The following is a 25405-nucleotide window of genomic DNA, read 5'->3' as shown; positions in this document are numbered from 1 at the left end:
CGGTGGCGGAAATGCCCCCGGAGCCCGGCCTTGTTTCGCCGTGAACGCGGCGCGGGTACTCCAGCTCGTATGACGACCTACCGACGGCCGGCCGAGGTCCGGGTGGCTCCCTGCCCGGTCCACCGCCTGCCGGCCCCGCGCGCGCCCGCCGACGAGCCGCTCCGCAGCCAGGTCCGGTGGAAGAGCCCCGACGCGATCGTCGTCGAAGTCGCCGGGGACGTCGACCTGGCCACGGCCGCCGAGCTGGAGGCCGCGCTGTGCGAACACGTCCGGGCCCGGCCCCGGGCGCTGCGGGTGGACCTGGGCGACGTGACCTTCCTCGGCACGGCGGGCCTGCAGGCCCTGCGGCGCGCGCACCTGCTGGCCGAGCGGTCCGGCGTCCACCTGGTGTTCGACGCGGGCGAGTCGCGGGCGGTGACGCGGGCGCTCGAAGTGCTCGACCGGCTCGGCGAGAACCCGCTCCCGACGTCCTAAGCCGTCCCCGTCAGCAGGTCGACGACGTCCTCCGCGCGGTTCTTCTCCGCGAACGCGCGCCGCTGCCGGTCGGCGCCACCGCCTTCGGCGGCCAGCCGGGCCGTCGCTTCGCGCGCGAAGTCGAGGTCGCCCGCCGCTTCCAGTGCCGGTGCCGTCAGCGCGATCAGGTCGTCCAGGACCGCCTTGGCCGGCTGCAGATCGCCGGTCCGCGGGTGCGGGCAGCAGCCGGTGACCCCTTCGCGCGACGCCCGCCACAGCCGGCCGCGCAGCACCTCGTTCGACAGCTCCGGCGGCGGGGCGTCGTCGGCCAGCGCGGTCGCGACGAGCCCGCGGGCCAGCACGGCCATCAGCACCGCCTCGGCCGGTGTCGCGGCGACGTCGGAGATGCGGAACTCGAGCGTCGGCTGCTTCTCCGACAGCCGGACGTCCCAGTAGATCATCCCCCGGTCGAGGATCGCGCCGGAGCGCAGCCAGCCGTCCACGATGCTCTCGTACTCGTCGAGCGAGGCGAACCGCGGCGGTGGCCCGGCCGAAGGCCACCGGCTCCACTGGTGGTAGCGCCAGCTGGCGTACCCGGTGTCGTAGCCGTCCGCGATCGCCGAGTTCGCCGTGACGGTCAGCAGCGCCGGCAGCCACGGCCGGACCCGGCCGAGGACCTGGATGCCGGTCTCCTTGTCGGGGATCGCGACGTGCACGTGGCAGCCGCAGGTGAGCGAATTCCGCGCCGTGGCGCCGAAATGCCGGGCCATGCGCTGGTAGCGCGGGTTCGGCGTGATGCGCGGCGGATCCGCTTCGGACAGCGGGGGCGACCCGGCGGGCAGCAGCCGGTAGCCGCGGGCGTGCGCCGCCTTCGCCAGGTCCTCGCGCAGCCCGGTCAGCTGACGCAGTGCCTCCGCGTGGGTGCGGCAGACGTCGGTGGCGGCCTCGGCCTGCGAAAGGTTCAGCTCGTGCTGCAGCTCGCCCTGGACGTCGACGGCGGCTTCGGCGGCGTCGACGACGTCATCGCCGGCTTGCGACAGATGGCCACGCCGGTCGACGACGAAGAACTCCTCTTCGATGCCGAAGGTCAGTACGTCCGGGTTCACCTGGTCTCCTGGAAGTCGGGGAGCCCGAGAGATACCCGGACCGGCAGGTCCGCAAACCGCCCGGACCGGCAGGTCCGCAAACCGGGTTTTCGCCGCGTGCGGGCGGGTATTCCGGCGAGCATGAACCCGAGCGCAGCTCCGTCCCCGTCGCTGCTGGCCGCCGATGCCGGTGCCACCGTGCGCCGGCTGTCCCGCTGTGTCGGTGACGGCGAGCTCGACTCCCCGGCCGAGATGTACCGCGTGCTCGGAGCCCTGCGGCTGCTCGCCGACGACCTCACCCACCTGCTGCCGGCACTGCAGAGCCGGCTGGAGGAGGGCCTGCTGTCGGGCCGGGTGACCGCCCACGGCGGCGGCGAGGTCGCGGCGACGTGGGACTCGGTCGGGGAGGTCGGCCGGGCACTGGCGCACGCCAGGACCGTGGCCCTGCTGATGACGAAGGAACTGGAGAACTCCCAGGTCGCCCTGCGGGACCTGGCCGCACCGTGAGGACACCGATGTCGACCGACGCGATCGTGTTGCTGAAGAACGACCACAAGACCGTGGAGAAGCTGTTCAAGCAGTTCGAAAAGGCGGGGGAGGACGCCTACGGGGAGAAGCGCCGGATCGCCGACTCGATCATCGAGGAGCTGACGGTCCACGCCTACATCGAGGAAGAGATCTTCTACCCGGCCGCGCGGGAAGCCGTGCCGGAGACGAAGGACCACGTCCTGGAGAGCGTCGAGGAGCACCACGTCGTGGTGTGGATGCTGTCCGAGCTGCTGGACATGGACCCGGAGGACGAGACGTTCGACGCGAAGGTCACGGTGCTGACCGAGAACGTCCGCCACCACGTCGAAGAGGAAGAGGACGAGTGGTTTCCCGAGGTCCGCTCGGCGATGGGCCGCAAGCAGCTGCAGGAGCTGGGGCAGCGGATGATCGACGCGCGTCCGAAGGCGCCGAAGAACCCGCTCGAGCTGAAGAGCGCCAAGGCCTGATCCCGCCCGGGCACGCTGAAGGCGGCACTTCCCCGTGGGAAGTGCCGCCTTTTTGGCGAGTCACCGCTCGGCGACGACCCGGACCGACTTCAGCTCCGGGTCCGCGGGATCGGGCAGCTCCATGCCCGCCTCGAGCCCGCTGCGCACGTAGTCGAGAACCGGCCGGGTGATCACCTCGCCCGGCAGGATGCCGGGCGCGCCGGGCGGGTACGGCGTGATCATCTCCGCCGCGATCCGGCCGACCGCCTGGTCCAGGGAAACCTGCTCCGCCGGGCCGAAGAAGGCGTCGCGGGGCAGCATCGCCGTTTCCAGTTCCATCTCCCGCGGCGACGGGAGGTCCACCTTCGGCGGCGTGGCGAACGACGGCGCGGCCCGCACCAGCGCCTCGAGCGCGGAAACGAGGACGTCCGCCGTCTCGTCGTCGTCGGAGTGGTTCAGCTGGGCCACGATCCGGCGGTGGTCGGACAGCCCGACGGTGACGTGCTGCTGCGCACGCAGCCAGTCGGCGGCCTGGTACCCGCTGATGCCCAGCGGTGCCAGGTCGAGCACGACCTTCATCGGGTCGACCGAGTCCGCGAGATCCGGGCCCAGGAACTCGTCGTGCAGCACGGTCAGGCCGAGGCCGGCCAGCCGGCCGCGGACCGACTCCACCAGTGTCAGCGCGCCGTCCAGCAGCTCCTTGCCCTGCTCGGCCATCTGCCGCCGCCAGCCGTCGAGCGCCGCGTACACCAGGGAGCTCGGGCTGGTCGTGCCGAGCAGGTCTTCGCGCGACTTCAGCACGTTCGGGTCGACGCGGTCGCCCTGCAGGTGGAACACCGAGCTCTGCTCGACCGCGGCGCCCATCTTGTGCACGCTCGTGACGCACACGTCGGCGCCCGCGTCCATGCCCCACGGCGGCAGTCCGTCGTGGAACGGCAGGTGCGCGCCCCACGCCTCGTCGACGATCAGCGGAATCCCCCGCTCGTGGCACCAGTCGGCGACCGCGCGCAGGTCGCCGCACGTGCCGTAGTCGGTCGGGGTCACCATCAGGGCGCCCTTGACGTCGGGGTCGCGCTCGTAGGCCTCGGCGAACTCGCGCACGCCCGGCGGGTGGCTGAGGTGCTGCTCGCCGTCCCAGTGCGGGCGCACCCACACCGGCCGGACCCCGCTGACGATCAGGCCGGAGATCACCGACTTGTGGACGTGCCGCGGGACGAGCAGCTTCTCGTGCGGCCCGGCGACGGCGAGCATGGCGCTCTTCACCGAAAGCGAGCTGCCGCAGGTGGAGAAGAACGTGTGCTCGGCACCGACCGCGTCGGCCATCAGCTCCTGCGCTTCGGCGAGCACGCCCTGGCGCATCAGCCGGTCGTCGAGGCCGTTGAGCGCGATGACGTCGGAGCGGAACACGTCGGCGCCGACGACGTCCAGCACCCGCGGGTCGATACCCCGGCCCTGCTTGTGGCCGGGCGCGTTGAACGGGACGTACCCGATGCGGTGGTACTCGCGCAGCGCGTCGAGCACCGGTGCCTTGCTGTGGTCCATTGCGCGGGGGTAGCCGGAGCGCGGGCCGCCGAAACACCCCGCTGGTGTGACGGTGCGTGGCTGGGGTATTCCGGTGGGCATGGAGTGGCACGAGGAGCTGCACGAGCAGGCCGACGAGTGCGTCGGGCGCCTGGACGACCGGCTGTGGGCGGTCGCCACCGCCCTGCACGCCGATCCGGAACTGTCCTTTGCGGAACACCGGGCCGCGCGGCGGCTGACCCGCGAGCTGGCCGCGGACGGCTTCGAGGTCGAGACGGGGATCGCGGGGCTGCCCACCGCGTTCGTCGCCGGGACGGGTACCGGACGGCCCTGTGTCGCGCTGCTCCTCGAGTACGACGCCCTGCCGGGCCTGGGGCACGCGTGCGGGCACAACCTGATCGCCGCGGCCGGGCTCGGGGCCGCGCTGGCCGCCAAGGAGGTGCTCGGCGACAGCCCGGGATCGCTGCTGGCGGTGGGCAGCCCGGCGGAGGAGCGCGGCGGCGGCAAGGTGGCGCTGGCCGAGGCCGGCGTCTTCGACGACGTCGACGCGGCCCTGATGGTCCACCCGGGCGTGCATTCGTGGTCGTGGGCGCCACTGACCGCGCAGGTGGAGGTCAAGGTGACCTTCCACGGCCGCGCGGCCCACCCGACCGGCGACCCGGAGGCCGGCGTCGACGCGCTCGCCGCGCTGATCCAGGCGTTCGGCGCGATCTCCGTCCTGCGCCAGCGGCTGCCGGCGGGGTCCCACGTCCAGGGCATCATCACCCACGGCGGAGAGGCGACGAACATCGTCCCGGACCGCGCGGAAGGCCGCTTCGGGTTGCGCGCGCTGACGACCGGAGCGCTGGACCGCCTGGTGGAGGACGTGACGACGTGCGCGCAGGGCGCGGCACTGGCGACGGGGGCGAAGGTCGACGTCGAGCGCGTCGGGCGTGGGTACGCGCACTTCCGCGACAACCCGGTGCTGTCCGAGCGGTTCGCCGAGCACCTGGCGGCGTGCGGCATCCACGCGAGCCCGCCGGCGCCGGGGGTGTTCCTGGGCTCGTCGGACATCGGCGACGTGAGCATCCGGGTGCCGGCGATCCACCCGTTCGTGGCCATCACGGCGGAGGAGTACTCCGACCACACCCCGGAGTTCGCGGAGGCGGCGGCGAGCCCCCGAGGCCGCGCGGCAATGCTGGCCTCGGCGGCGGCACTGGCCCGCACCGCAATCGACCTGCGCACCCATCCGGCACTGGTCAGCCGGGCGTGGGACTGCTTCCGCGACCTGGCGCGGAACGGGCGCTGAGGCTGCGCGGTCGCGGTTCGACCCCCGGGGTCGGCGGCGCCTCAGCCGGACGCGGACCCGACCTCCGCGGGGCGGCGGCGCAGCAGCCGCTCGACGTGGTTCATCGCCTCGGCCCCCTCCGGGATCGACTGCATCAGCCAGTTGTGGAACATCCCGGGGTACTCGCGGTAGTCCACCTCGATCCCCGCCTCCCGGGCGCGGTCGCGGAAGCGGCGGCAGTCCGGCAGCAGGAGGTCGCGCGTGCCGATGAACAGCGTGATCGGGGCCAGCCCGCTCAGGTCGGCGTGGATCGGGCTGACCAGCGGGTCGCGCGGGTCCGTGCCCTCGGCGTACATCCGGCCCGCCTCCCGCAGCCCGGCGATGCCGAGCATCGGGTCGGTCTCGTCGAGCAGCTCCGACACCGGGTCTTCGAGCAGCACGTCCAGCCACGGCGAGTACAGGACCAGCCGTTCGGGCTGCGGCCGGCCGGCGGCCCGCAGGTTCTGCGCGATCGCCAGCGCCAGCGCGCCGCCCGCGGAGTCGCCGCTCACCACCACGCGTGCCGCCTCGATGCCGTCGTAGGCCGCCTGCACCATCGGGATGGTCGCCGTGTGGTCGTGGTGGGGGACCAGCGGGTACACCGGCAGCGTCACCGCGCAGCCCAGCCGCGCGACGAGGTCCGCCGCGTACTTCCAGTGGTGCTTTTCGACCTGCTCGACGTACCCGCCGCCGTGCAGGTGCAGGACGTGCAGGTCGCTCGATGCGCCACCGCGCGGCCGGAACGTGAAGCACGGGAAGCCGTTCACCTCGTGCCGTTCCACCGAGCAGTGCCGCCGGATCCGGCGCGGCGGCCGGCCCATCGACGGCTTCTGGTGCCGGGGCAGCCGGTGGTGCAGTGCGGAAGCGTCGTCGTAGAACCGTTTCTGGCCCGACGCCCGCAGCATCGCGATCTTCAGTTTCGCCTGCACGCTGACCACGCCACGCTCCTTCCGTCCGCGTCCCGGGTACCCGGACGCGGACGGTGCTTAACTCGGCGACGGAGGTGTAGTGCGAAGCGTCACCCTCGAGCGGCTCCCCGGCGACCAGGACTCGGTGGGCGGCCCAACGAGCTGCGCGACATGCTTCTCCAGTCCGGCATGGAGGCCGGTGCAGCAGCAGCCGCTCATCATCGAGGAGCTGGCGAACTCCGTCCGGTAGCGGCGCGCAGGAACCGCGCGCCGATCGCCGCCAGTGCCTCGGCGAGGTCCGGGGCGTCGAGGACCTCGAAGTCCACTTCGAGCAGGCCCAGGTAGAGCGCGAGCATCGGCGCGTGGTCGGAGCCGACCTCGGCGACGCAGCGGCCCGGCCCGTCGGGGGTCACCTCGACCGCCGGTGGCAGGCGGGCACGGACGTGGCCCACCGGAGCGTGCAGGCGCACTTTCGCGTGGAAACGCCAGGTCGCCGCGCCCACGCTGCGCTGGACGAACTGCGCGACGTCACCCTCGGGCGGCTCGCGCGGGGTGAACCGCGGCCCGTTCGGCACTTTCGGCGCCATGCGGTCGGCGCGGAACGTGCGCCAGCCGTCCCGTGCGGTGTCCCAGGCGACGAGGTACCAGCGCCGGCTGCAGCTGACCAGCCGGTGGGGCTCGACGTCGCGGTGGCTCGCCGTGCCGTCGTGGCCGGTGTAGCCGAAGCGCAGCCGCTCGCCGGCCCGGATCGCCGCCGCGATCGCCGTCAGGACGTCCGCGTCGACGGCCGGGCCGGTGCCCGGCACCGCGACGGTCGCGGCCTGCAGTGCCCGCACCCGGTGCCGCAGCCGGGACGGCAGCACCTGCTCGAGCTTCGCGAGCGCGCGCACCGACGTCTCGCCGATCCCGGCGACGCCCGTGGCGGTCCGCAACCCGACCGCGACGGCCACCGCTTCGTCGTCGTCGAGCAGCAGCGGCGGCAGCTGCGCGCCCGCGCCGAGCCGGTAGCCGCCCTGGACGCCGGGGGAGGCCTCGACCGGGTAGCCCAGCTTCCGCAGCCTGCCGACGTCGTTGCGGACGGTCCGCGTCGTGACGCCGAGGCGCCCGGCCAGGTCGGCGCCGGTCCAGTCGCGGCGGGTCTCGAGCAGGGACAGCAGCCGCAGCAGGCGGGCGGACGTCGGCAACATTTCTCGAGCATTCCACGAATCGCGGAAACAAACGTTCCGCAATCGGTCATAACGTGCCGGCCATGACGACCGAAATCCGACCCTTCCGCATCGACATCCCGCAGGCGGAGCTGGCCGGCCTGCGGCGGCGCCTCACCGAGGCACGCTTCGCCGACCCCGTCCCCGGTGACGAACCGGACTGGTCCCGGGGCATCCCGGCAAGCGCCGTGCGCGAGCTGGCCGAGTACTGGCGGGACGGCTACGACTGGCGGGCGCAGGAGGCGGCGCTGAACGCGTTCCCGCAGTTCACGACCGTGATCGACGGCCAGCCGATCCACTTCCTGCACGTCCGCTCGCCGCGCGCCGACGCGTTGCCGCTGCTGCTCCTGCACGGCTATCCGAGCACGTTCGCCGAGTTCCTGGACGTGCTCGGCCCGCTGACCGAGCCGGGGCCGGACGCGTTCCACCTCGTCGTCCCGTCGTTGCCCGGGTTCGGGTTTTCGACGCCGCTGAGCGGCCCCGGCTGGGAGCCGGCCCGGACGACGGACGCGTTCGCCGAGCTGATGACCCGGCTCGGCTACGACCGCTTCGCCGCCCAGGGCGGCGACATCGGCTCCGGCGTGGCCGGCCGGCTGGCCGCGGTGTACCCGGACCGCGTGGTCGGCACGCACGTGAACAGCGACCGCGGCACGATCGCGCTGGCCGGTGAGCAGCTGCCGCTGCCGGACGGCCTCACGGCGGCCGAACAGTCCGAATTGGACGCCGCGCGCGAGGCGTGGCGGGCGGGGCGGGGTTACCTCGACCTCCAGTCGCACAAGCCGGAGACCATCGCGGCGGCGCTCACCGACTCGCCGGTCGGCCAGCTGGCGTGGATCGCCGAAAAGTTCCGCGCGTGGACGAATCCGGCCGGCGGCATCGAACGCGACCGGCTGCTGACGACGGTCAGCCTGTACTGGTTCACCCGCAGCGGCGCGACAGCGGCCCGGTTCCTCTACGAGGCGGCCCACTCCGGGCACGGCTGGCTGACGCCGTCGGAGGTGCCCACGGGCTGGGCGGTGTTCAACGCGTCGCCGCTCGTGCGCCGGATCATGGACCCGGCGGAGAAGATCGCGCACTGGTCGGAGTTCGCCGAGGGCGGCCACTTCGCGGCGATGGAGGTACCGGAGCTGCTGGTGGCCGACATCCGCGCGTTCTTCCGGGGCTTGCGCCGCTGACCGCGGGAGTGGTCCCGGCGGGTTCGGAGAGCCGCCCTCGACCTTCGCCGCGGCCGGACCGGTGCGGAGGCGAGGAGCGGAGAAGTGCCGACTGCCGCGGTGGTGCGGCGCCTCACGTGACCGGCCGGCTCAGCCAGTGCTGCAGCGCCCACCAGGAACGGACCGTGTCGAGGACCCGGCTGTCGCTGTTTTCCGCCAGCGGCAGCGGGGTCAGCTCGGCGAGCCGGTCCAGCCGGTAGCGGACCGTGTTCGGGTGCAGGTGCAGTGCTTCGGCCGTGGGGCGCAGGCGGCGGCCGTGGTCGAGGTAGGCCAGTGCCGTCGCCGCCAGTTCGCGGTGGAACGGGTTCGCCGTGTCGAGCGCGGGCAGCAGGGACGCGGTCAGCAGGTCGCCCAGCAGTGGCTGCGCCGTCAACGCGATTTCGCCCGCCAGCACCGTGAGGTCGTGGCAGCCGGGGCCGGCGATCCGCGCCGCCGCCGTGCAGAGGCCGTGCACTTCGCGCAGCGCCGGCAACGCCGTCGCGGGCGCGACCACCAGCCGGGCGTCGCCGGTCAGCGTCACTCCGGCGGGCGGCCGGGCCGCCAAGCCGGTGAGCCGTCCTTCCACCAGCCCGTACACCCCGCCGAACTCGAGCAGTGCCTGCTCGAGCGTGCGCGCCTGCGCCGGGTCGCTGACGTCGGACACCACGCAGTGGTAACGGCCGCCGGGACGCAACCCCGCTTGCCGCAGCTCCTCGGGTGCGGGCGGGTCCCCGGCCAGCAGCAGGGTGCGCAGCAGTTGGGTGCGCGCGTCCCGCACCGTGCGCGACAGCTGCAGCTCGGCCGCGTGGTAGCCCTTGACGATGTGGTGTTCCAGCGCGCCGGTGTAGCGGTCGGCGTCGAGGACCGTCTCCAGGATGACGTCGTCGGGCACTCCCGCGGCCCGCGCGCGTTCGACCGCGACGCGCGCCGCGTGCGTGCGGCCCGCCTGGACTCCGCGCAGCAGATCGGTGAGCGGGACACCCTGCGCGGCGCGGTCGGCGCCCAGCGCCTCGGCGGTGGTGTAGTCCTCCCGCGCGGGACCGTCGGGGCTCGCCGTCGCCCGCAGCGCGGCGGACAGCAGCACCTGCACGTGCCGCCGGTTCTCCGCCTCCGGCAGCCGGGCGACCTCCGGTGACTGGCTGCGCGCCACCTTGACCAGCTCGTCGAGCACGGCATCGTCGGCAGCCAGCTCGTCGAGGATCCGCCGGAGCAGCGGCGTCACCGGCACCTCCCGATCCGTTGTGGCACCGCCACAACCGGCCGCCCGCGCGTTGGCCGCCCGCCCCTACCGGAGTGGCTCCGGTGGCCGGTTATCGTGGCATACCGGACAGTAACCCCTCACCGTCGCGAACACCACCGGGTGTTTCCCGCCGCCGCACCTCTTCAGCGTCGAAAGGTGTTTCCCGTGCGCACTTCCCCGAGAACCAGGTCGTACCTCTCGCGCGCCGCGTACCTGGCCTCCGCCGTCGCCCTGCTGGCGGCAGGCGCGGCGGTGCCGGCGACCGGCGCCCCCGCGGCCCTGCGGGAAGTGATGTTCGTCGGCAACAACTGGGACGGGACGGCCGACGTCATCGAATCCCGCGGCAGCTTCGCGCACGTCGCGCGCGTGAACATCATCCCCGACAAGGACGACCGGCTCCGCGAGATCTACCTGAACCCGGTCAAGCTGGCCTTCTTCCTCGGCATCCGCAACGGGCCCGGCGAGGGGCACGACCAGTTCGTCGACGACATGTACACGACACCGGACGGGTCCGCGGTGGTCGCGTCGCGGCCGAGCTTCGCCGACGTCGTGTCGATCAGCCTCGCCACCGGCCGGATCAACTGGCGCTTCCCGGTGTCGGGCTTCCGCGCCGACCACATGGCCGTGTCGCCGGACGGCCGCCGCGTCGCCGTGTCCGCCTCGACGTCCAACACCGTGCACGTGCTCGACATCGATACCGGCCGGCAGGTCGGCTCGTTCGCGGCCGGGGACAAGCCGCACGAGAACGTGTTCACCGACGGCGGCCGGTACCTGTGGAACATGTCGATCGGCGAGGTCAACACCGACCTCGACGACCCGGCGTGGGACTTCACCAAGGGGGACCGGCACATCACGATCGTCGACGCCACGACGTTCCGTCAGGTCAAGGTGATCGACATGCGCCAGCGGCTCGACGCGTTCGGGCGGCGGGACCTCTCGAACGCGGTGCGGCCGGTCGCCTTCAGCCCGGACGAGTCGAAGCTGTACTTCCAGGTGTCGTTCTTCAACGGGTTCCTGGAGTACGACGTGGCGGGCGACAGGATCACGCGGCTGAAGGAGCTCCCGAAGAACCCGGCCACGAGCGACGACCGCAAGACTTTCGTCAACGACTCCCGCCACCACGGCCTGTCGATGAACCCGGCGGGCACCAAGCTCTGCGTCGCCGGGACGATGGACGACTACGCCACGGTGGTCGACCGCGCGACCCTGCAGGAGGGCACGCTGGTGCCGGCGGTGAAGCCGTACTGGGCCACGGTGAGCGGCGACGGCAGCGCCTGCATCGTCTCGGAGGCGGGCGCGGACCAGGTCACCGCGATCGACTTCGCGACGGGCCGGAAGCTCGTCTCGGTGCCGGTGGGCGACCACCCGCAGCGGGTCCGCCTCGGGCACGTGCCGGCGGGCTGGACGGGCCCGGCCACCTGACCGGCCGCTTTCAGGAGTGGTCGAAGGCGATCGTCAGCCACTCGCGGACTTCTTCGTCCACATCGGACACCGAGCGCAGGCTCAGCCTGTGCCCCACCCGCGGACCGCTCGTCCAGCCGGCGGGGGCGATGCGGGCCGTCTCGACCGGGTGTGGCAGCCACAGGTACACCAGTACGTCGCGGGACCGCGGCCGCAGCTCCGCCAGCTTCCGGTCCCGTTTCAGGAACACCCCGACCTTGACGGCGTCCTCGTGGACGTCGCCGAGGGTGCGCAGGTGCCCGATGACGGCGTCGTAGACCTCGCGCTGCCACGGCGGCTTCCCGGCGAACGTGTCGTCGACCGTGCCGCCCGGCACGCACGTGTGGCTCTGGCCGGCACGCGCGAACTCGCGGTCGCAGCGCGGGCACGTCCAGCGGGTCGCCATGCCGTCCAGGATCGCACGAGGACCGTCAGGCGGGGGTGCGGAAGGCGCGCCGGTAGGCCGAGGGCGAGGTCTTCATGGTGCGCGTGAAGTGGTGCCGGAACGTCACCGGGCGGTCCATGCCGACCACCGCGCCGATCTGCTCGATCGACATCGAGCTGTGCTCCAGCAGCGGCAGGCTGGCCCGGATCCGCTGGGCGACGACCCAGCGCAGCGGGCTGGTCCCGGTCCGCCGGTGGAAGTGCCGGATGAACGTGCGGGGCGCCAGGCAGGCCACGCGCGCCAGGTCGGCCACGGCGAGCGGCTCCGCGAGGTGGTCCAGCGCCCAGGTCATCGCGCGGGCGACCGCGTCTTCGCCGTCCGCCTGCCCGCCCACCGCTTCGGCCACGACCTGGGCCTGGCCGGCTTCCCGGTGCGGCGGGACGACCAGGTGCCGGGCCACCGCGTTGGCCACGCGGGCGCCGTGGTCCTTGCGCACCAGGTGGAGGCACAGGTCCAGCCCGGCGGCGTTGCCCGCGCCGGTGAGCACGTCGCCGCCGTCGACGTACAGCACGTCGTGGTTCACGCGGACCCGCGGGTAGCGCCGCTGCAGCAGCTCCGCGTACTGCCAGTGGGTGGTCGCCTCGCGGCCGTCCAGCAGCCCGGCCGCGGCGAGCGCGAACACGCCCGAGCAGATCGACACGATCCGGGCGCCGCGCCCGTGCGCGTCCCGTAGCGCGGCGACGACACCGGGCGGCACCTCGCCCCGGACGTCCGGCACCGCGACGACCACCACGGTGTCGGCCGCGGCGAAGACGTCCAAGCCGTTTTCGGCGGTCATCGTGAAGCCCCCGAGCGCCCGCATCGGCTCGCGCTGCCACGAGCAGACCCGCAGGTCGTACCAGGGGACGCCGAGCTCGGGCCGGGGCTGCCCGAAGACCTCGACCACCGAGCCGAGCTCGAACGGCGCCATCCCGTCGAAGGCCAGCACCGAGACGGTGTGGGCACGCATGGCGCGATCTTAGCGGTACGGGGCGTTCCTGCCTCTGTCGGCGAGCGTCCCCGGCGGTGAGGATCACTGCCATGATCATCCATTCACTGGGCGAGGTCCTCGGCACCGGACGCGAAGTGCGCGGGCCGGGGTGGACCAGCCGCCGCCTGCTGCTGGCCGAGGATCGGGCCGGCTTCTCGATGAACGACACGGTGTTGCCCGCGGGAGCCGAGCTGGAGCTGTGGTACGCCAACCACGTCGAAGCCGTCTACGTCCTCGAAGGCCGGGGTGAGGTGGCCGACCACGAGACGGGCGAGGTGCACCGCCTCGAGCCCGGCGTGCTGTACCTCGCCGCGCACGAGCGGCACACCCTCCGGGCCCACACGCAGTTCCGCGCGGTCTGCGTGTTCACCCCGCCGCTCACCGGCGGCGAGGTGCACGACGAAAACGGCGCCTTCCCGCTACCGAGCGAACCCGACCGCTGAGCACCGCGCGGCTGCCGTGCGGACGAAGCCGCCGGGCTGGACGCGCGCCGACAGCGTGCGCCCGGCGCCGTCCGGTGCCACCCTGGGGATCATGACGCACTACGCGATGGTCCAGGCGCTGGCGACGGTGAGCGAGTTCGAGGCGAAGGGCTTCCTCGGCACGGTGGGCAAGATCGCCGCGGCGACGGTGATCTTCTTCATCGCGATCGGCCTGGTGGTCGGCTTGGTGCTGGGCTACTTCATCGGCCGCTCGGTCGGGCGGCGGCAGGGGCCGCGCTGAGGTTCAGGCCAGCAGGCCGTGGCGGGCGAGTTCGTGGCCGGCCAGCTTCTCGATGACGTCGCGGTCGCGTTGCCGCCAGCCCGTCGCGACTTCGCTCACCGACGCCAGGCGCCGCAACGGCTGGGTCGCCAGGGCCCGCAGGGCCAGCAGGTCCATGCCTTCGTCGCCGAGTGCCCGCAGCCGCGCGGCCGCCGTCGCGCGGCGGGTGAAGTGCCAGCGCAGCGGCAGCCACGTCACCACCAGCGCCAGCACCGGCAGCGCGATGATGATCGCCGCCATCCACCACGCCAGGTTCTCCACCGCCTCGATCTGCCAGCGTCCCGCGTCGGTGAGCTTCGTGCCGACGTCCGAGCCGCCGTGCAGCGCCTTCGCCAGCGCGTCGCCGATCAGCGGGATCCCGCCCGCCGAGTTCGCCGCCGAATCGAACGTGCCGCGCAGGCCGGTGCCGGCGCTGACGAGACCGTCGCCGGGGGCGCGCAGCTTCATCACTTCGTCGTGGACCGACGTCGCGAGCCACACGGCGAAGACCACGAGCAGCAGGGCCAGCAGATCGCTGACGAGCTGCGCGGTGCGGCGGATCGGCCGTTCGGCGTAGAACTGCATGGGGACGCCTTTCGCGGTGGGGGAGCGCGGGCGATCCGCAACGTACCCGCGCTCCCCGCCGCCGAACCGTCCTAGTGCCGGACGACCTCCGCGAGCCCGCGCAACGCCCGCGGCAGCGGCTCTTGGTGCAGCACGCCGAGCCGCTGGGTCGCCCGGGTGAGGGCCACGTAGAGGTCGGCCGCGCCGGCGTCGAGGATCGCCGCGGGCTCGACCACGAGGACCGCGTCGAACTCCAGGCCCTTCGTGCGGGACGCCGGCACCGTGCCCGGCACCCCCGGCGGCCCGATCACCACACTGGTGCCCGGGCGCCGCGCCTCCTCCCGCACGAACTCCTCGATCGCCGTGGCCCGCTCGTCCGCGGTGACCTGCCGCGACCACGGCCGGACCCCGGTCGCGCGGACCGATTCCGGTGCCTTGACCTCGGGCGCGAACTCCGCGAGCACCGCCGCGGCGACGGCCATGATCTCCGCCGGCGTGCGGTAGTTGACCGTCAGCGACCGGTAGACCCAGCGATCGGCCACGTACGGCGCGAGCATTTCGCCCCACGACCGGGCCCCGGCCGCCGACCGGCGCTGGGCGAGGTCGCCCACCACCGTGAACGACCGGCCGGCACAGCGCCGCATCAGCACCCGCCAGTCCATTTCGGACAGTTCCTGTGCCTCGTCGACGACGACGTGCCGGTAGGTCCAGTCCCGGTCGGCGGCGGCGCGCTCGACGAGCGTGCGCGTGTCGTGCTCGACGAACCGCTCGGCCAGATCCTCGGCGTAGAGCAGGTTTTCCGCCGAGAGCATGACGTCCTCGTCCATCTCCTCCCGGTCCAGCTTCATCGTCTCGAAGACCCCGGCGGCGTACTCGGCCTGAGCCTTCCGTTCCGCGGCCGCCGCCCGCTCGGCGGCGTGCTCCGCCGTCCTGTCGCGGCCCAGCAGGTCGGCCAGCTCGTCGAGCAGGGGCACGTCCGAGACCGTCCAGGCCTCGCCGTCGGCTCGCCACAGCTCCGGCGACGCCCCGGCCGCCCGCAGCCGGTCGCGAGACGGGTACAGCGACGACAGCAGTTCTTCCGGCGTCAGGACCGGCCAGAGCTCGTCGAGCGTCGCGGTGAACTTCTCGTCGGCGGCGAGGTCCTGCAGCAGGCCCTTCCGCATGCTTTCCCACTCGTCCTTGTCGTCGCGGCTCAGCCAGCCCTTGCCGATCCGCCCGATCGCCCGCTCGGTGAGCACGTACGTGACGATGTCGGTGAACACCGCCCGGGCTTCGTTGTGCGGCAGTCCGCTGTCGCGCGCCTCCTGCCGGGCCCACTCCGCGGTCTCGGCGTCGATCCGCACGGTGACGTCCTTCAGCACGATCGGCACCGGCTCGGCGGGCAGCCGCTGCCGGTCGGCGACCGCCGCCTTCAGCACGTCGAGGATCGTCAGCGATCCCTTGAGCCGCGCGGCTTCCGGCCCGTCCTCGGCGGTGACGTGCAGGCCGGGCACGAGGTCGCCGGTGGTGGTGAAGACGACGTCGGTCTCGCCCAGCGACGGCAGCACGCGCCCGATGTGGTGCAGGAACGCCGGGTTGGGGCCGACCACCAGCGCGCCGTGGCGTTCCATCCGCTCCCGCTGGGTGTAGAGCAGGTACGCGACGCGGTGCAGCGCCACGACGGTCTTCCCGGTGCCCGGACCGCCTTCGATGACGAGCACGCCCGGGTGGTCGAGCCGGATGATCTCGTCCTGCTCGGCCTGGATGGTCGCGACGATGTCGCGCATCCCTTCGCCGCGCGGCGCGTTGACGGCCGCCAGCAGCGCGGCGTCCCCTTGCGCGTCCCCGCCGGGACGGCCGAGGTCCTCGTCGGTGAAGCCGAGGAGCCGCCGTCCGCGCGTGTGGAACTGCCGCCGTCGGCGCAGGCCCTCCGGGTGCGCGCCGGTCGCGGTGTAGAACGGGCGCGCCGCCGGTGCCCGCCAGTCGAGCAGCACCGGCCGGTACTCGTCGTCCTCGTCGAACAGGCCGATCCGGCCGATGTAGGACCGTTCGCCCGAGACGGCGTCCAGCCGGCCGAAGCACAGCCCGTTGTCCACGACGTCCAGCCGCTTCACCTGGCGGCCGAGCGCGCGGACCCCGACGTCGCGTTCCATGGCGCCCACGCCGTTGCCGCCCAACGCCGCCTCGTACTCCGCCTTCACCCGCGCGCGCTCGGCGTCGAGGCGCGCGTACAGCCCGGCGACGTAGTCGCGTTCGGACCGCAGTTCTTCTTCGTACTCCTGAGACACATTCCCTCTTCGTCGTCCGGCAACGGCTTTCAGGCGCTGTTCACGCGGCGGGCGCGCCGAACCACTTCCGCAGCACCGCGGGCAGCTCGGCCTCGTCCTCGCCGGCCCACACCACGTGCCCGTCGGGCCGCAGCAGCACGGCGGGGAATTCCAGCTCTTCGCTGACGTCCACGACGTGGTCGACGCGGTCCGCCCAGCCCGCCACCGCCAGCCGTCCCGTCTGGTCGAGCAGCAGCCCCCGGCCGCGGTGCATCAGCCCGTAGAGCCGCCCCTGCTTCAGCTCGACGTCCCGCAACCGGCGGCCCAGCAGCGCGGGCCCCTCGCCGAAGTCGTAGCGGATGCCGATCGCGATGATCTTCTCCGTGAGGTGCCTGCTGACCTCCGGGAAGTCCATCAGCTCGGCGACCAGCCGCCGGACCGCCTGCGGTCCCGGCTCCGGCGCCAGCAGCTCCATCTGGGCGCGGGTGTTGTCCAGCACGTCGGCGGCCACCGGGTGCCGTTCGGCCTCGTAGCTGTCCAGCAGGCCCGCCGGTGCCCAGCCGGCGATCTCGGCGGCGAGCTTCCAGCCCAGGTTGAACGCGTCCTGGACGCCGAGGTTGAGCCCCTGGCCGCCGACCGGCGGGTGGATGTGCGCCGCGTCGCCGGCCAGCAGCACCCGGCCCACGCGGTAGCGCTCGGCCTGCCGGGTCGCGTCGCCGAACCGCGACAGCCAGCGCGGCGAGTGCACGCCGAAGTCGGTCCCGGCGACCTTCCGCAGCTGCTGCTTGACCTCCTCCAGCGTCGGCGCGCTCCGCCGGTCCTCGGCGACCCCCTCGGCGGGCACGCCGACCCGGTAGGTGCCGCCCTCCAGCGGCATGAACCCGAACCGCTTGTGGGTCTTGCGGACTTCCAGGTTCGCGGCGTCGATCGTCTCCCGCGATGCCGTCACCTCGACTTCGCCCAGCAGCGTCTCGACGCGGCTGGGCTCGCCGGGGAAGCCGACGCCGAGCAGCTTGCGCACGGTGCTGCGGCCACCGTCGCAGCCGACGAGGAAGCGCGCGCGTTCCCGGGTGCCGTCGGCCAGTTCGACCGTGACGCCGTCGTCGTCCTGGCTCAGCCCGGTCACCTCCCGGCCGCGCCGGATCTCGGCGCCGAGCTCGAGCGCGTGCTCGGTCAGCAGGCGGTCGATGACGGGCTGGTGAAGGCCGAGCGTGTAGGCGTGCGCGGTGTCGAGCCGCTCCGGCGGCGGCTTCGGAATGCCGGCGAAGAATCCCCCGACCGGGTACTTCGTGCCCAGCTCGAGGAACCGCTCCAGCAGTCCGCGCTGGTCCATCACCTCGATGCTGCGCGCGTGCAGGCCGAGCGCGCGGACGACCTTCGTCGGCTCCGCGTCCCGTTCCAGCACGAGCACCTCGACGCCGTGCAGCCGGAGCTCGGCCGCCAGCATCACGCCGGTCGGCCCGCCACCGGCGATGATCACGTCGAACAAAAGACCCCCTTGAATCACCCGCGTTTGCGCAGGTAGTGGCAACGGCTGAGAATTGTGCGGCACGACGGGGGTCTTGCCGCAAGCCCGGGGGTGCGCTATACGTTAGACATGGAGGGGAGTGGTCTTCCTCCCTCCGGTCTCCTTCGCCTCTTCCCTGTTCCAGCCTTCACCAGGTGCTTCGCGCCGCCGGTTTATGACGGCCGTCATAGTGTGCTTCGCGTCGCACTGTGCTCTCATGGGACTATGACAGTTGTCATGAAAATCCGGGAGCTGGGCGGGGGCCCGGCCGACCGGGAGTGCGTCGCCGCGCTGGTCGCGGCCTGCTCGCCGGAGAGCCTCCGGCTGCGCTTCCTGATGGGCGGCCCGGCCGAACCGGGCGAGGTCTTCCGGCGCTACGAGCGGTTCCTGCTCGCCGGGACGCCCGCGCTGCTCGCGGTTCGCGGCGGTGTGCCCGCGGGGCTGCTCAACTTCGTCGCGGAAACCCCGGGCGAAGCGGAGATCGCCGTCCTCGTCGCCGACCCGTGGCAGCGGCAGGGGATCGGCAGCGCGCTGACCCGGTGGCTGTGGGCCTCCGGGCGGTTCCGCGGCTGGACGGTGCGGGCCACGGTGCGCGCGGGCAACGCCGGCGCCGAGGCGCTGCTGCTGGGCCAGGGATTCCGCCCGGTGCCGGGGTACGAACGCGGCGAGCGGGACTTCGCGCTGGTGGTCCCGGACTGGGCTATCATGACGGACGTCATGAAGGAGGCGGCCGATGACCCGGACCCCGCGCGAGCGGATGGTGCTCAGCGCCGCGCAGCTGGTGCGGATCCACGGCGTGGGAGCGACCGGGATGCGGGACGTGGTGGCGCACGCCGAGGCGCCCCGGGGGTCGCTCCAGCACTACTTCCCGGGCGGTAAGGACCAGCTGATCGGCGAAGCGGTGGCGTGGGCAGGCGACTACGCCGCCCGCCGCGTCGCGCGCCTGGCCGCGAAGCTCACCGACCCGGCCCCGGGCCGGCTGTTCGAGGCGATGGCCGCCCAATGGCGCGACGAGTTCACGGCCCAGGGGTTCGACGCGGGCTGCCCGCTGGTGGCGACGGTGGCGGACACGGCGGCCACGAGCGACGGCCTGCGCGAAGCGGTGGCGAAAGCGTTCGACGGCTGGCAACGCCCGGTCGCGGCGACGCTGGAGGAGCTGGGCGTGCCGGCGAGCCGCAGTACGTCACTGGCGGTGCTGATGCTGAGCACGCTGGAAGGGGCGATCGTGCTGGCCCGCGCGCATCGGAGCGTGGCCCCGCTCGACACGGTCGTGGCGGAGCTGCGTCCCCTGCTGGACGGCGCCGCGGTGAAGCGGCGCCGCCGCGCCGGGGCGGGGGAGTAGCCCCTCCCGGCTGTCCACGGGCGCCTACAGCTCCCGGAAGAACTCCCGGATGTCGCGGACCAGCACGTCCGGCGCCTGCAGCGACGCGAAGTGCCCGCCGGTGTCGTACTCCGACCAGCGGGTGATCCGGTTCGACAGTGCGGCCAGGCCGCGGATCGCGTGGTCGCCGCGGAAATTCGCCACCGCGGTCGGCACGCCCGACGGCTCCGGGCGCTCGCCCCAGCCGTCGTGGGCCGCCTCCAGGTACAGCCGCGCCGCCGAGCCGGCCGTGCCCGTCAGCCAGAAGATCGTCACGTTCGTCAGTATCGCGTCGCGGTCCACCGGCGTCTGGTCCGTCGCCGTGGGATCCCAGCCGACGAACCACTCCAGGTTCCACGCCAGCTGTCCGGCCGGGGAGTCGTTGAGCGCGTAGGCGAGTGTCTGCGGCCGGGTGGCCATCTGCGTCGCGTAGCCGGAGTGGGCGTACCACCACGCCTGGTTCTCCCGCGCCCGCTCGCGGTCCGCTTCGGACAGCCGGGCGAGGTCGCCCGGCGCGGTCGGGACGCCGGCGTTGGCCACGGCGTTGACGTGCACGCCCAGCACCGCCTCCGGCGCGGTGCGGCCCAGCTCGGGGGAGACGATGCTGCCGAAGTCGCCGCCCTGGGCGCCGTAGCGCTCGTAGCCCAGCCGGCGCATCAGCTCGGCCCACGCCCGGGCGATCCGGCGCGTGTTCCAGCCCCGCTCGGTGGTCGGCCCGGAGAACGCGAAGCCGGGCACCGACGGCGCGACGACGTGGAACGCGTCCGCCGGGTCGCCGCCGTGGGCGCGCGGGTCGGTGAGCGGCCCGAGGATGCCGAGGAAGTCGGCTACCGTGCTCGGCCAGCCGTGGGTGAGCAGCAGCGGCGTCGCGCCCGGCTCGGGCGAGCGGACGTGCAGGAAGTGCACGCGCTGGCCGTCGATCACGGTCGTGGACTGCGGGAACGCGTTGAGCCGTGCCTCGTGCGCCCGCCAGTCGTACCCGGTGCGCCAGTATTCGGCGAGCTCGGCGAGGTAGGGCTGGCTGACGCCGTACGCCCAGCCGGCGTCGGGCAGTTCACCCGGCCACCGGGTGCGGGCGAGCCGGTGGCGCAGCTCGTCGAGGCCGGCCTGCGGGACGTCGATGCGGAAGGGGTCCATGGGCCGAGCCTCTCGCGAATCGCGGACAGGCCCGGTCCTCAGCCTCGGCCGGGTCGCGGCACCGCCGCATCGGGGTCAGGTGTGCGTGCCGCCGTCGACGCGGATTTCCGTGCCCGTGATGAACGCGCCGTCGTCCGAGGCCAGCATCGCCACCACGCCCGCCACCGCCTCCGGTGGGGCCACCGGGTTGCCCGCCTCCGTCGTCAGGTCCGTCGGCAGGATCGGCAGCAGGCGGCCGAACAGCGAGACGTCGATGTCCTGCGGCAGCCAGCTCAGCGCCGAGTCCGTGATGCCGCTCTTCACGCTCCCCGGCGCGACGCTCACCGCGCGCAGCCCCTGCTTGCTGTACTCCAGCGCCAGCGAGTGCGTGAACGCCTGGATGCCGCCCTTGCTCGCGCAGTACGCCGCCATGTACGGGTGGGCGAACGACGCGGACGTCGAGCTGAAGTTCACCACCACGCCCCGGCCGCTCTCGAGCAGGGCCGGCAGGGCCGCGCGCGTCACCAGGAACGTGCCCGTCAGGTTCACCGCCAGCACGCGGTTCCACAGCTCCAGCGACGTCTCGTGCGTGTGCGACGCCAGGAGGATCCCGGCCGCGTTGACCAGCACGTCCAGCCCGCCCAGCGCCTCGACCGCGAAGGCGGTTCCCGCGGCGGCCGAGGTCTCGTCGGCCACGTCCAGGGCGGCCGTCGTCAGGCCGGGGACCTCCGGCAGGCCGTCGAGGCCCGTGACGTCGGTGGCGACGACCTTCGCCCCTTCGTCCAGCAGGCGCAGCGTGGTGGCCCGGCCGATGCCGGAACCGGCGCCGGTGACCAGGATGCGGCGATCGCGCAGGCGTTCCATGGCGATCACCGTAGCCAAGAACTCAGAGCGCGGGCACCCGCTCGGCCGCCGGCGGCGGTCCCGGCGGGGTGCCGTCGCCGAACGGGCGGCCGCCCAGCTCCTCGCGGTGGTGCGGGGTCAGCCAGCCGGAGACGTCCGGGCCGAGCGGCACGATCCCGGTCGGGTTCACGTTCTCGTGCACCACGTAGTAGTGCTCCTTGATCTGCGCGAAGTCGATCGTGTCGCCGAACCCGGGGGTCTGGAACAGGTCGCGGGTGTAGGCCCACAGCACCGGCAGCTCGGTGAGCTTCTGCCGGTTGCACTTGAAGTGACCGTGGTAGACGGCGTCGAAGCGCACCAGCGTGGTGAACAGCCGGATGTCCGCTTCGGTGATCGTGTCGCCGACCAGGTACCGCCGGTTCGCCAGCCGCTCCGACAGCCAGTCCAGCCGGGCGAACAGCTTCCGGTAGGCGCGTTCGTAGGCGTCCTGGGACTGGGCGAACCCGGCCTGGTAGACCGCGTTGTTGACGTCGGTGAACACCTGCTGCGCGACGTCGTCGATCTCGTCACGCAGCTTCTCCGGGTACAGCTCCGGCGCGCCTTCGCGGTGGTAGGCGGTCCACTCGGTGGACATGTCGAGCGTCATCTGCGCGAAGTCGTTGGTGACGACCTTGCCGCTCGGGATGTCGACGAACGCCGGCACCGTGATGCCGCGCGGGTAGTCCGGGTCGCGCTTGAAGAACGCTTCCTGCAGCCGTTCGATGCCGAGCACCGGGTCGCGGCCGCCCGGGTCGAGGTCGAAGCTCCAGCTGCGCTCGTCGTGCACCGGCCCGGCGATGCCCATCGACAGCACCGGCTCGAGGCCGAGCAGCCGCCGCACGATCACCGCGCGGTTGGCCCACGGGCAGGCGCGGGCGACGACCAGCCGGTAGCGGCCGGGCTCGACCGGCCAGCCGTCCCGGCCGTCGGCGGTGATGCGGTCCGGGAGGTAGTTCAGGTCCCGCTGGTACTCGCCCTTGTCGCTCATCGCGTCCTCAGCAGTCGTCGGTCGGGGCAGTGGTGTCCAGTGCCGCGGCCAGCCGGGCCAGCACCGGCCCGGCCGCGCGGACGTCCTCGGCGCTCAGGCGGTCGAACACCGACGCCCGCACGCGGGCCAGGTGGCCCGGGTAGGCCGCTTCCAGTTTGGCCAATCCGGCCGCGGTCAGCACGGCGTTGGAGGCGCGCCCGTCTTCGGCGCAGCGGCGCTTCTCGACCAGCCCGCGGCGGGTGAGGTCGTCGACCACCCGGCTGATCCGGCTGAGCGACAACGCGGTCGTCGCCGCCAGCGCCGAGATGCGCAGCAGGTGGCCGGGTGCTTCGGACAGCGCGACGAGCACGCCGTAGTCCGAGACGGTCAGGCCCGTCTCCGGCAGGAACTGGTCTTCCAGCGCCCGTGGCAGCATCGTCGTCACCCGGATCAGCGACCGCCAGAACGCGGCTTCCCCCGCGTCGAGCGGAGCCAGATCACCCATACCGGCAGTCTACCGAAAGCTTGCTTGCGCAACCAGCCAAATCGGGTACAGTGTCGTTGAACCCTCAATCACCTGGGGGCGCCAGTACGAGGAGATGAAGCGAAACGATGACCAGCGCGACCACTTACCCCCAGCTGACCGGTGAGTACACCCTGGACGCCGCCCACTCGCGGATCGGGTTCGTCGCCCGGCACGCGATGGTGACCAAGGTCCGCGGCAGCTTCAACGAGTTCGCCGGCACCGCGACGATCGACGGGGACAACCCGGAGAAGTCGTCGGTCCAGGTCACGATCCAGGCGCACAGCATCGACACGCGCAACGCCGACCGCGACGCCCACCTCAAGGGCAACGACTTCCTGTCGATGGACGAGTACCCGCAGATCACGTTCACCTCGACCGGGATCAAGCAGACCGGGGACACGAGCTTCGACGTGACGGGCGACCTGACGATCAAGGGTGTCACCCGCCCGGTCACCATCCCGTTCGAGTTCGAAGGCTCGGCGAAGGACCCGTTCGGCAACGACCGGATCGGCTTCGAGGGCTCGACCACGATCAACCGCAAGGACTTCGGCGTCACCTGGAACGCCGCTCTCGAGACCGGCGGCGTGCTGGTGAGCGACAAGGTCACCCTGGAGTTCGAGATCTCGGCGATCAAGAACGCCTGACTTCCGGGAGCGGGAACCGGGCTGCCCCCGGTTCCCGCTCACCCGCGGGCAGGCCGTTCCGCCGGCAGCGGTCGGGAGCGGGAACCGGCTCGGAACACTGTTTCTCACTCACGACCGGTGATCGGGAGCCGGGCGCCGTCCCGCAGGAACACCGGGATGCGCTCCGCCGGTGCGTCCGCCTCGACCCAGCCGCCGCCGTCGTGGCGGGCGCCCGTCACCGCGTCCGCCCACGCCGCGCCCTCCGGCAGGTACACGCGGCGGGACGTCGCTCCCGGTGACAGGACCGGTGCCACCAGCAAGTCCGGGCCCAGCAGGAACTGGTCGGCGACCTCCCACGCCGCCGCGTCGCGCGGGAAGTCGACGAACAGCGGCCGCATCGGGGGGACGCCCTGCTCGTGCGCCACCCGCATCTGGGTCATCAGGTAGGGCCGCAGCCGGTCCCGCAGCCGCAGCGACTCGGTGATCGACTCGTACGCCGCGTCGCCGAACGACCAGACCTCGTTGGGGCCGCCGGTCATCGACGGCCCGAAGTCCGTCCTCGGGTCGCGGAAGCCGTGCAGCCGGAACAGCGGGCAGAACACCCCGTACTGGAACCAGCGCACCATCAGCTCGCGGTACTCCGGCGACGCCGGGTCACCGCCGTGGAAGCCGCCGATGTCGGTGGTCCACCACGGGATGCCGGCCACCGCCACGTTGAGCCCCGCCCGGACCTGCGCCCGCAGCGACTCCCACGTCGCCGGGACGTCACCCGACCACAGCGCCGCGCCGAACCGCTGGCTGCCCGCCCACGCCGACCGGCTCAGCAGCACCACCTCGTCGTCGCCTTCGGCGCGGATGCCGTCGTGGAAGGTCTGCGCGTTCGCCTGCGGGTAGAGGTTGAACACCTCCGCGCCCGGACCCGCGTGGAAGCCCAGGTTGTGCGGGTGCCCGGGCTGGATCTCCGGCTCGTCGCCGTCCAGCCACCACGCGCGCACGCCCAGGTCGTAGTAGTTCCGCTTGACCTTCGCCCAGACGAACTCCCGTGCCGCCGGGTTGGTCGGATCGTAGAACGCCACCGGCATTTCGACGCCGAAACCCTTGTCCTTCCACGGCGCGTGCGCCGGGACGCCGTTCTCCGCGGCGACCAGCAGGCCCCGCTCGTGCAGCTCGCGGTAGTTCTCCGACAGCGGGCTCACCGACGGCCACACCGACACCATCAGCTTGACGCCGAGTTCCGCGAGCGCGCGCACCAGCCCCGCCGGGTCGGGCCACTCGGCCGGGTCGAACTTCCAGTCGCCGAGGTGGGTCCAGTGGAAGAAGTCCGCCACGATCACCGACAGCGGCAGCCCGCGCGCGTGGTATTCGCGCGCCACCGACAGCAGTTCGTCCTGGGTGCGGTAGCGCAGCTTGGACTGCCAGAACCCGGCCGCCCACTCCGGCAGCATCGGTGGGTGCCCGGTCGCGTCGGCGTAGTGGCCGAGGATCTCGCGCGGCCCGTCGCCGGTGGTCACCCAGTAGTCGAGCTGGCGGGCGTCGTCGGCGACCCAGCGGGTGCCGTTCTCCGCCAGCTCGACCCGGCCGACCGCCGGGGTGTTCCACAGGAAGCCGTAGCCGCGGCTGGAGAGCAGGAACGGCACCGACACCTCGGCGTTGCGCTGCACCAGGTCGAGCACCAGGCCCTTCTGGTCGAGCCGGCCGTGCGTGTGCTGGCCGAGGCCGTAGATCTTCTCGCCCTCGTACGCGGTGAACCGCTGCTCGAACCGGCCGTAGTCGTTGCGCGACGGCATGAACAGCCGCGCGCCCGGCCACCAGAAGTGCGCGCGCTGCTCGGCCAGCAGCTCCTCGCCGGTGTCCGTGCGGACGAACCGCAGCTGCGCGTCGATCCCGGTGTCGGTGTCGGCGATCTCGACGATCGCGGTGAGCGCGCCGTTGACCACCCGCCCGGACCGCTCGGTGGCCTCCGCGGTCGCGGCGGACGGCTTCGCGGGCAGCAGCGCACCCGGCACGTCGTCGAGGATGCGGTGCCGTCCGGCCCGCACCCGCAGGCTGTCGGTGCCCCACGGCTCCACGCGCAGCACCTCGTGCCGCACGGTCACTTCCAGCGAGCGGCCGTCTTCGGTCGTGGCGATCAAG

26 protein-coding genes are annotated in these 25405 nt (G+C 72.8%); 11 read left to right on the top strand and 15 right to left on the bottom strand.

The features are described 5' to 3' along the window. Positions 1–69: 69 nt before the first annotated feature. Entirely contained in the window at positions 70–474 is a 405-nt protein-coding gene (locus BT341_RS28675; protein ID WP_072479236.1) for an STAS domain-containing protein, read from the top strand. On the opposite strand, the gene BT341_RS28670 is transcribed toward BT341_RS28675, so the two are convergent. Further along, a complete protein-coding gene (locus BT341_RS28670) occupies positions 471–1559 on the bottom strand; it encodes a carboxylate-amine ligase (protein ID WP_072479235.1) in 1089 nt (362 codons plus the stop codon). The genes BT341_RS28675 and BT341_RS28670 overlap by 4 nt on opposite strands. 120 nt (positions 1560–1679) lie before the next feature. On the opposite strand from BT341_RS28670, the gene BT341_RS28665 reads away from it, so the two are divergent. Then, on the top strand, positions 1680–2045 hold the full coding sequence (locus tag BT341_RS28665) for a hypothetical protein (protein ID WP_072479234.1): 366 nt from the start codon (positions 1680–1682) through the stop codon (positions 2043–2045). An 8-nt stretch (positions 2046–2053) separates the two neighbouring features. Beyond that, the gene (locus tag BT341_RS28660) at positions 2054–2533 is read left to right on the top strand and encodes a hemerythrin domain-containing protein (protein ID WP_072479233.1); all 480 of its coding nucleotides are present in this window, start codon (positions 2054–2056) and stop codon (positions 2531–2533) included. A gap of 60 nt (positions 2534–2593) precedes the next feature. On the opposite strand, the gene BT341_RS28655 is transcribed toward BT341_RS28660, so the two are convergent. Then, complete coding sequence (locus tag BT341_RS28655) at positions 2594–4054, bottom strand: aminotransferase class I/II-fold pyridoxal phosphate-dependent enzyme (protein WP_072479232.1); 1461 nt, start codon at positions 4052–4054, stop codon at positions 2594–2596. Between the two features lie 79 nt (positions 4055–4133). Between BT341_RS28655 and BT341_RS28650 the strand changes: the two genes are divergently transcribed. Beyond that, complete coding sequence (locus BT341_RS28650) at positions 4134–5321, top strand: amidohydrolase (protein WP_072479231.1); 1188 nt, start codon at positions 4134–4136, stop codon at positions 5319–5321. A 41-nt stretch (positions 5322–5362) separates the two neighbouring features. Here the strand turns inward: BT341_RS28650 and BT341_RS28645 are convergent, their stop codons facing one another. Together BT341_RS28645 and BT341_RS28640 are read right to left on the bottom strand one after the other, a co-directional pair. Further along, positions 5363–6277, bottom strand: a complete 915-nt coding sequence (locus BT341_RS28645; protein ID WP_084743015.1) for an alpha/beta hydrolase — start codon at positions 6275–6277, stop codon at positions 5363–5365. Between the two features lie 188 nt (positions 6278–6465). Next, on the bottom strand, positions 6466–7434 hold the full coding sequence (locus BT341_RS28640; protein WP_072479230.1) for a helix-turn-helix transcriptional regulator: 969 nt from the start codon (positions 7432–7434) through the stop codon (positions 6466–6468). A 62-nt stretch (positions 7435–7496) separates the two neighbouring features. Between BT341_RS28640 and BT341_RS28635 the strand changes: the two genes are divergently transcribed. After that, a complete protein-coding gene (locus BT341_RS28635; protein ID WP_072479229.1) occupies positions 7497–8627 on the top strand; it encodes an epoxide hydrolase family protein in 1131 nt (376 codons plus the stop codon). A 112-nt stretch (positions 8628–8739) separates the two neighbouring features. Here the strand turns inward: BT341_RS28635 and BT341_RS28630 are convergent, their stop codons facing one another. Continuing rightward, positions 8740–9867: a PucR family transcriptional regulator gene (locus BT341_RS28630; RefSeq protein ID WP_245805135.1), complete on the bottom strand. Its 1128-nt coding sequence runs from the start codon at positions 9865–9867 to the stop codon at positions 8740–8742. A gap of 183 nt (positions 9868–10050) precedes the next feature. On the opposite strand from BT341_RS28630, the gene BT341_RS28625 reads away from it, so the two are divergent. Beyond that, positions 10051–11307, top strand: a complete 1257-nt coding sequence (locus BT341_RS28625) for a YncE family protein (RefSeq protein WP_084743014.1) — start codon at positions 10051–10053, stop codon at positions 11305–11307. A 10-nt stretch (positions 11308–11317) separates the two neighbouring features. Here the strand turns inward: BT341_RS28625 and BT341_RS28620 are convergent, their stop codons facing one another. Together BT341_RS28620 and BT341_RS28615 are read right to left on the bottom strand one after the other, a co-directional pair. Beyond that, positions 11318–11731, bottom strand: a complete 414-nt coding sequence (locus tag BT341_RS28620; RefSeq protein ID WP_072479227.1) for a DUF5655 domain-containing protein — start codon at positions 11729–11731, stop codon at positions 11318–11320. A gap of 25 nt (positions 11732–11756) precedes the next feature. Continuing rightward, positions 11757–12719, bottom strand: coding sequence for a helix-turn-helix domain-containing protein (locus tag BT341_RS28615; RefSeq protein ID WP_072479226.1), 963 nt, complete (start codon positions 12717–12719; stop codon positions 11757–11759). A gap of 71 nt (positions 12720–12790) precedes the next feature. On the opposite strand from BT341_RS28615, the gene BT341_RS28610 reads away from it, so the two are divergent. Next, complete coding sequence (locus BT341_RS28610) at positions 12791–13183, top strand: ectoine synthase (protein ID WP_072479225.1); 393 nt, start codon at positions 12791–12793, stop codon at positions 13181–13183. Positions 13184–13274: 91 nt separating this feature from the next. After that, positions 13275–13463, top strand: coding sequence for a hypothetical protein (locus tag BT341_RS28605; RefSeq protein ID WP_072482228.1), 189 nt, complete (start codon positions 13275–13277; stop codon positions 13461–13463). Positions 13464–13466: 3 nt separating this feature from the next. Here BT341_RS28605 and BT341_RS28600 read toward each other — a convergent pair whose 3' ends face one another. The 3 genes from BT341_RS28600 to rox all read right to left on the bottom strand — a co-directional run bounded on the left by BT341_RS28600 (position 13467) and on the right by rox (position 17780). Next, on the bottom strand, positions 13467–14066 hold the full coding sequence (locus BT341_RS28600) for a hypothetical protein (protein ID WP_072479224.1): 600 nt from the start codon (positions 14064–14066) through the stop codon (positions 13467–13469). Between the two features lie 71 nt (positions 14067–14137). Next, positions 14138–16312, bottom strand: coding sequence for an RNA polymerase recycling motor ATPase HelR (gene helR, locus BT341_RS28595; RefSeq protein ID WP_245805134.1), 2175 nt, complete (start codon positions 16310–16312; stop codon positions 14138–14140). A 40-nt stretch (positions 16313–16352) separates the two neighbouring features. Then, positions 16353–17780, bottom strand: a complete 1428-nt coding sequence (gene rox, locus BT341_RS28590; RefSeq protein ID WP_072479223.1) for a rifampin monooxygenase — start codon at positions 17778–17780, stop codon at positions 16353–16355. Between the two features lie 255 nt (positions 17781–18035). On the opposite strand from rox, the gene BT341_RS46760 reads away from it, so the two are divergent. Further along, positions 18036–18677, top strand: a complete 642-nt coding sequence (locus BT341_RS46760; RefSeq protein WP_245805133.1) for a GNAT family N-acetyltransferase — start codon at positions 18036–18038, stop codon at positions 18675–18677. Continuing rightward, positions 18610–19140 carry an LmrA/YxaF family transcription factor gene (locus BT341_RS28585; protein ID WP_425426403.1) on the top strand — a complete coding sequence of 177 codons (531 nt, stop codon included), beginning with the start codon at positions 18610–18612 and terminating at the stop codon, positions 19138–19140. The genes BT341_RS46760 and BT341_RS28585 overlap by 68 nt, the downstream gene beginning before the upstream one ends. Before the next feature lie 24 nt (positions 19141–19164). Here the strand turns inward: BT341_RS28585 and BT341_RS28580 are convergent, their stop codons facing one another. The 4 genes from BT341_RS28580 to BT341_RS28565 all read right to left on the bottom strand — a co-directional run bounded on the left by BT341_RS28580 (position 19165) and on the right by BT341_RS28565 (position 22628). Further along, positions 19165–20295 carry an epoxide hydrolase family protein gene (locus BT341_RS28580; RefSeq protein ID WP_072479221.1) on the bottom strand — a complete coding sequence of 377 codons (1131 nt, stop codon included), beginning with the start codon at positions 20293–20295 and terminating at the stop codon, positions 19165–19167. A 75-nt stretch (positions 20296–20370) separates the two neighbouring features. Next, on the bottom strand, positions 20371–21138 hold the full coding sequence (locus BT341_RS28575; RefSeq protein WP_072479220.1) for an SDR family NAD(P)-dependent oxidoreductase: 768 nt from the start codon (positions 21136–21138) through the stop codon (positions 20371–20373). A gap of 22 nt (positions 21139–21160) precedes the next feature. Then, complete coding sequence (locus BT341_RS28570) at positions 21161–22144, bottom strand: glutathione S-transferase family protein (protein WP_072479219.1); 984 nt, start codon at positions 22142–22144, stop codon at positions 21161–21163. A gap of 7 nt (positions 22145–22151) precedes the next feature. Then, the gene (locus tag BT341_RS28565; protein WP_072479218.1) at positions 22152–22628 is read right to left on the bottom strand and encodes a MarR family winged helix-turn-helix transcriptional regulator; all 477 of its coding nucleotides are present in this window, start codon (positions 22626–22628) and stop codon (positions 22152–22154) included. A 107-nt stretch (positions 22629–22735) separates the two neighbouring features. On the opposite strand from BT341_RS28565, the gene BT341_RS28560 reads away from it, so the two are divergent. Beyond that, the gene (locus BT341_RS28560; protein WP_072479217.1) at positions 22736–23293 is read left to right on the top strand and encodes a YceI family protein; all 558 of its coding nucleotides are present in this window, start codon (positions 22736–22738) and stop codon (positions 23291–23293) included. A 104-nt stretch (positions 23294–23397) separates the two neighbouring features. Here the strand turns inward: BT341_RS28560 and BT341_RS28555 are convergent, their stop codons facing one another. After that, positions 23398–25404: a glycoside hydrolase family 31 protein gene (locus tag BT341_RS28555; RefSeq protein ID WP_072479216.1), complete on the bottom strand. Its 2007-nt coding sequence runs from the start codon at positions 25402–25404 to the stop codon at positions 23398–23400. Between the last annotated feature and the right edge of the window lies 1 nt (position 25405).

Source organism: Amycolatopsis australiensis, from assembly GCF_900119165.1.
Taxonomy (GTDB): domain Bacteria; phylum Actinomycetota; class Actinomycetes; order Mycobacteriales; family Pseudonocardiaceae; genus Amycolatopsis; species Amycolatopsis australiensis.
Note: the sequence above shows the minus strand (reverse complement) of the source record. Positions and strands in the feature narration are given on the sequence as shown.

Bases quoted from the DNA above. Each gene is read 5' to 3' on its own strand.
- BT341_RS28560 (WP_072479217.1), top strand. From the start codon at position 22,736: ATGACCAGCGCGACCACTTACCCCCAGCTGACCGGTGAGTACACCCTG.
- BT341_RS28675 (WP_072479236.1), top strand. From the start codon at position 70: ATGACGACCTACCGACGGCCGGCCGAGGTCCGGGTGGCTCCCTGCCCG.
- BT341_RS28665 (WP_072479234.1), top strand. From the start codon at position 1,680: ATGAACCCGAGCGCAGCTCCGTCCCCGTCGCTGCTGGCCGCCGATGCC.
- BT341_RS28650 (WP_072479231.1), top strand. From the start codon at position 4,134: ATGGAGTGGCACGAGGAGCTGCACGAGCAGGCCGACGAGTGCGTCGGG.
- BT341_RS28580 (WP_072479221.1), bottom strand. From the start codon at position 20,295: ATGGACCCCTTCCGCATCGACGTCCCGCAGGCCGGCCTCGACGAGCTG.
- BT341_RS28585 (WP_425426403.1), top strand. From the start codon at position 18,610: ATGCGGGACGTGGTGGCGCACGCCGAGGCGCCCCGGGGGTCGCTCCAG.
- BT341_RS28570 (WP_072479219.1), bottom strand. From the start codon at position 22,144: ATGAGCGACAAGGGCGAGTACCAGCGGGACCTGAACTACCTCCCGGAC.
- BT341_RS28660 (WP_072479233.1), top strand. From the start codon at position 2,054: ATGTCGACCGACGCGATCGTGTTGCTGAAGAACGACCACAAGACCGTG.
- BT341_RS28600 (WP_072479224.1), bottom strand. From the start codon at position 14,066: ATGCAGTTCTACGCCGAACGGCCGATCCGCCGCACCGCGCAGCTCGTC.
- BT341_RS28655 (WP_072479232.1), bottom strand. From the start codon at position 4,054: ATGGACCACAGCAAGGCACCGGTGCTCGACGCGCTGCGCGAGTACCAC.
- BT341_RS28610 (WP_072479225.1), top strand. From the start codon at position 12,791: ATGATCATCCATTCACTGGGCGAGGTCCTCGGCACCGGACGCGAAGTG.
- BT341_RS28575 (WP_072479220.1), bottom strand. From the start codon at position 21,138: ATGGAACGCCTGCGCGATCGCCGCATCCTGGTCACCGGCGCCGGTTCC.
- BT341_RS46760 (WP_245805133.1), top strand. From the start codon at position 18,036: ATGAAAATCCGGGAGCTGGGCGGGGGCCCGGCCGACCGGGAGTGCGTC.
- BT341_RS28635 (WP_072479229.1), top strand. From the start codon at position 7,497: ATGACGACCGAAATCCGACCCTTCCGCATCGACATCCCGCAGGCGGAG.
- BT341_RS28615 (WP_072479226.1), bottom strand. From the start codon at position 12,719: ATGCGTGCCCACACCGTCTCGGTGCTGGCCTTCGACGGGATGGCGCCG.
- BT341_RS28565 (WP_072479218.1), bottom strand. From the start codon at position 22,628: ATGGGTGATCTGGCTCCGCTCGACGCGGGGGAAGCCGCGTTCTGGCGG.
- BT341_RS28620 (WP_072479227.1), bottom strand. From the start codon at position 11,731: ATGGCGACCCGCTGGACGTGCCCGCGCTGCGACCGCGAGTTCGCGCGT.
- BT341_RS28605 (WP_072482228.1), top strand. From the start codon at position 13,275: ATGACGCACTACGCGATGGTCCAGGCGCTGGCGACGGTGAGCGAGTTC.
- BT341_RS28640 (WP_072479230.1), bottom strand. From the start codon at position 7,434: ATGTTGCCGACGTCCGCCCGCCTGCTGCGGCTGCTGTCCCTGCTCGAG.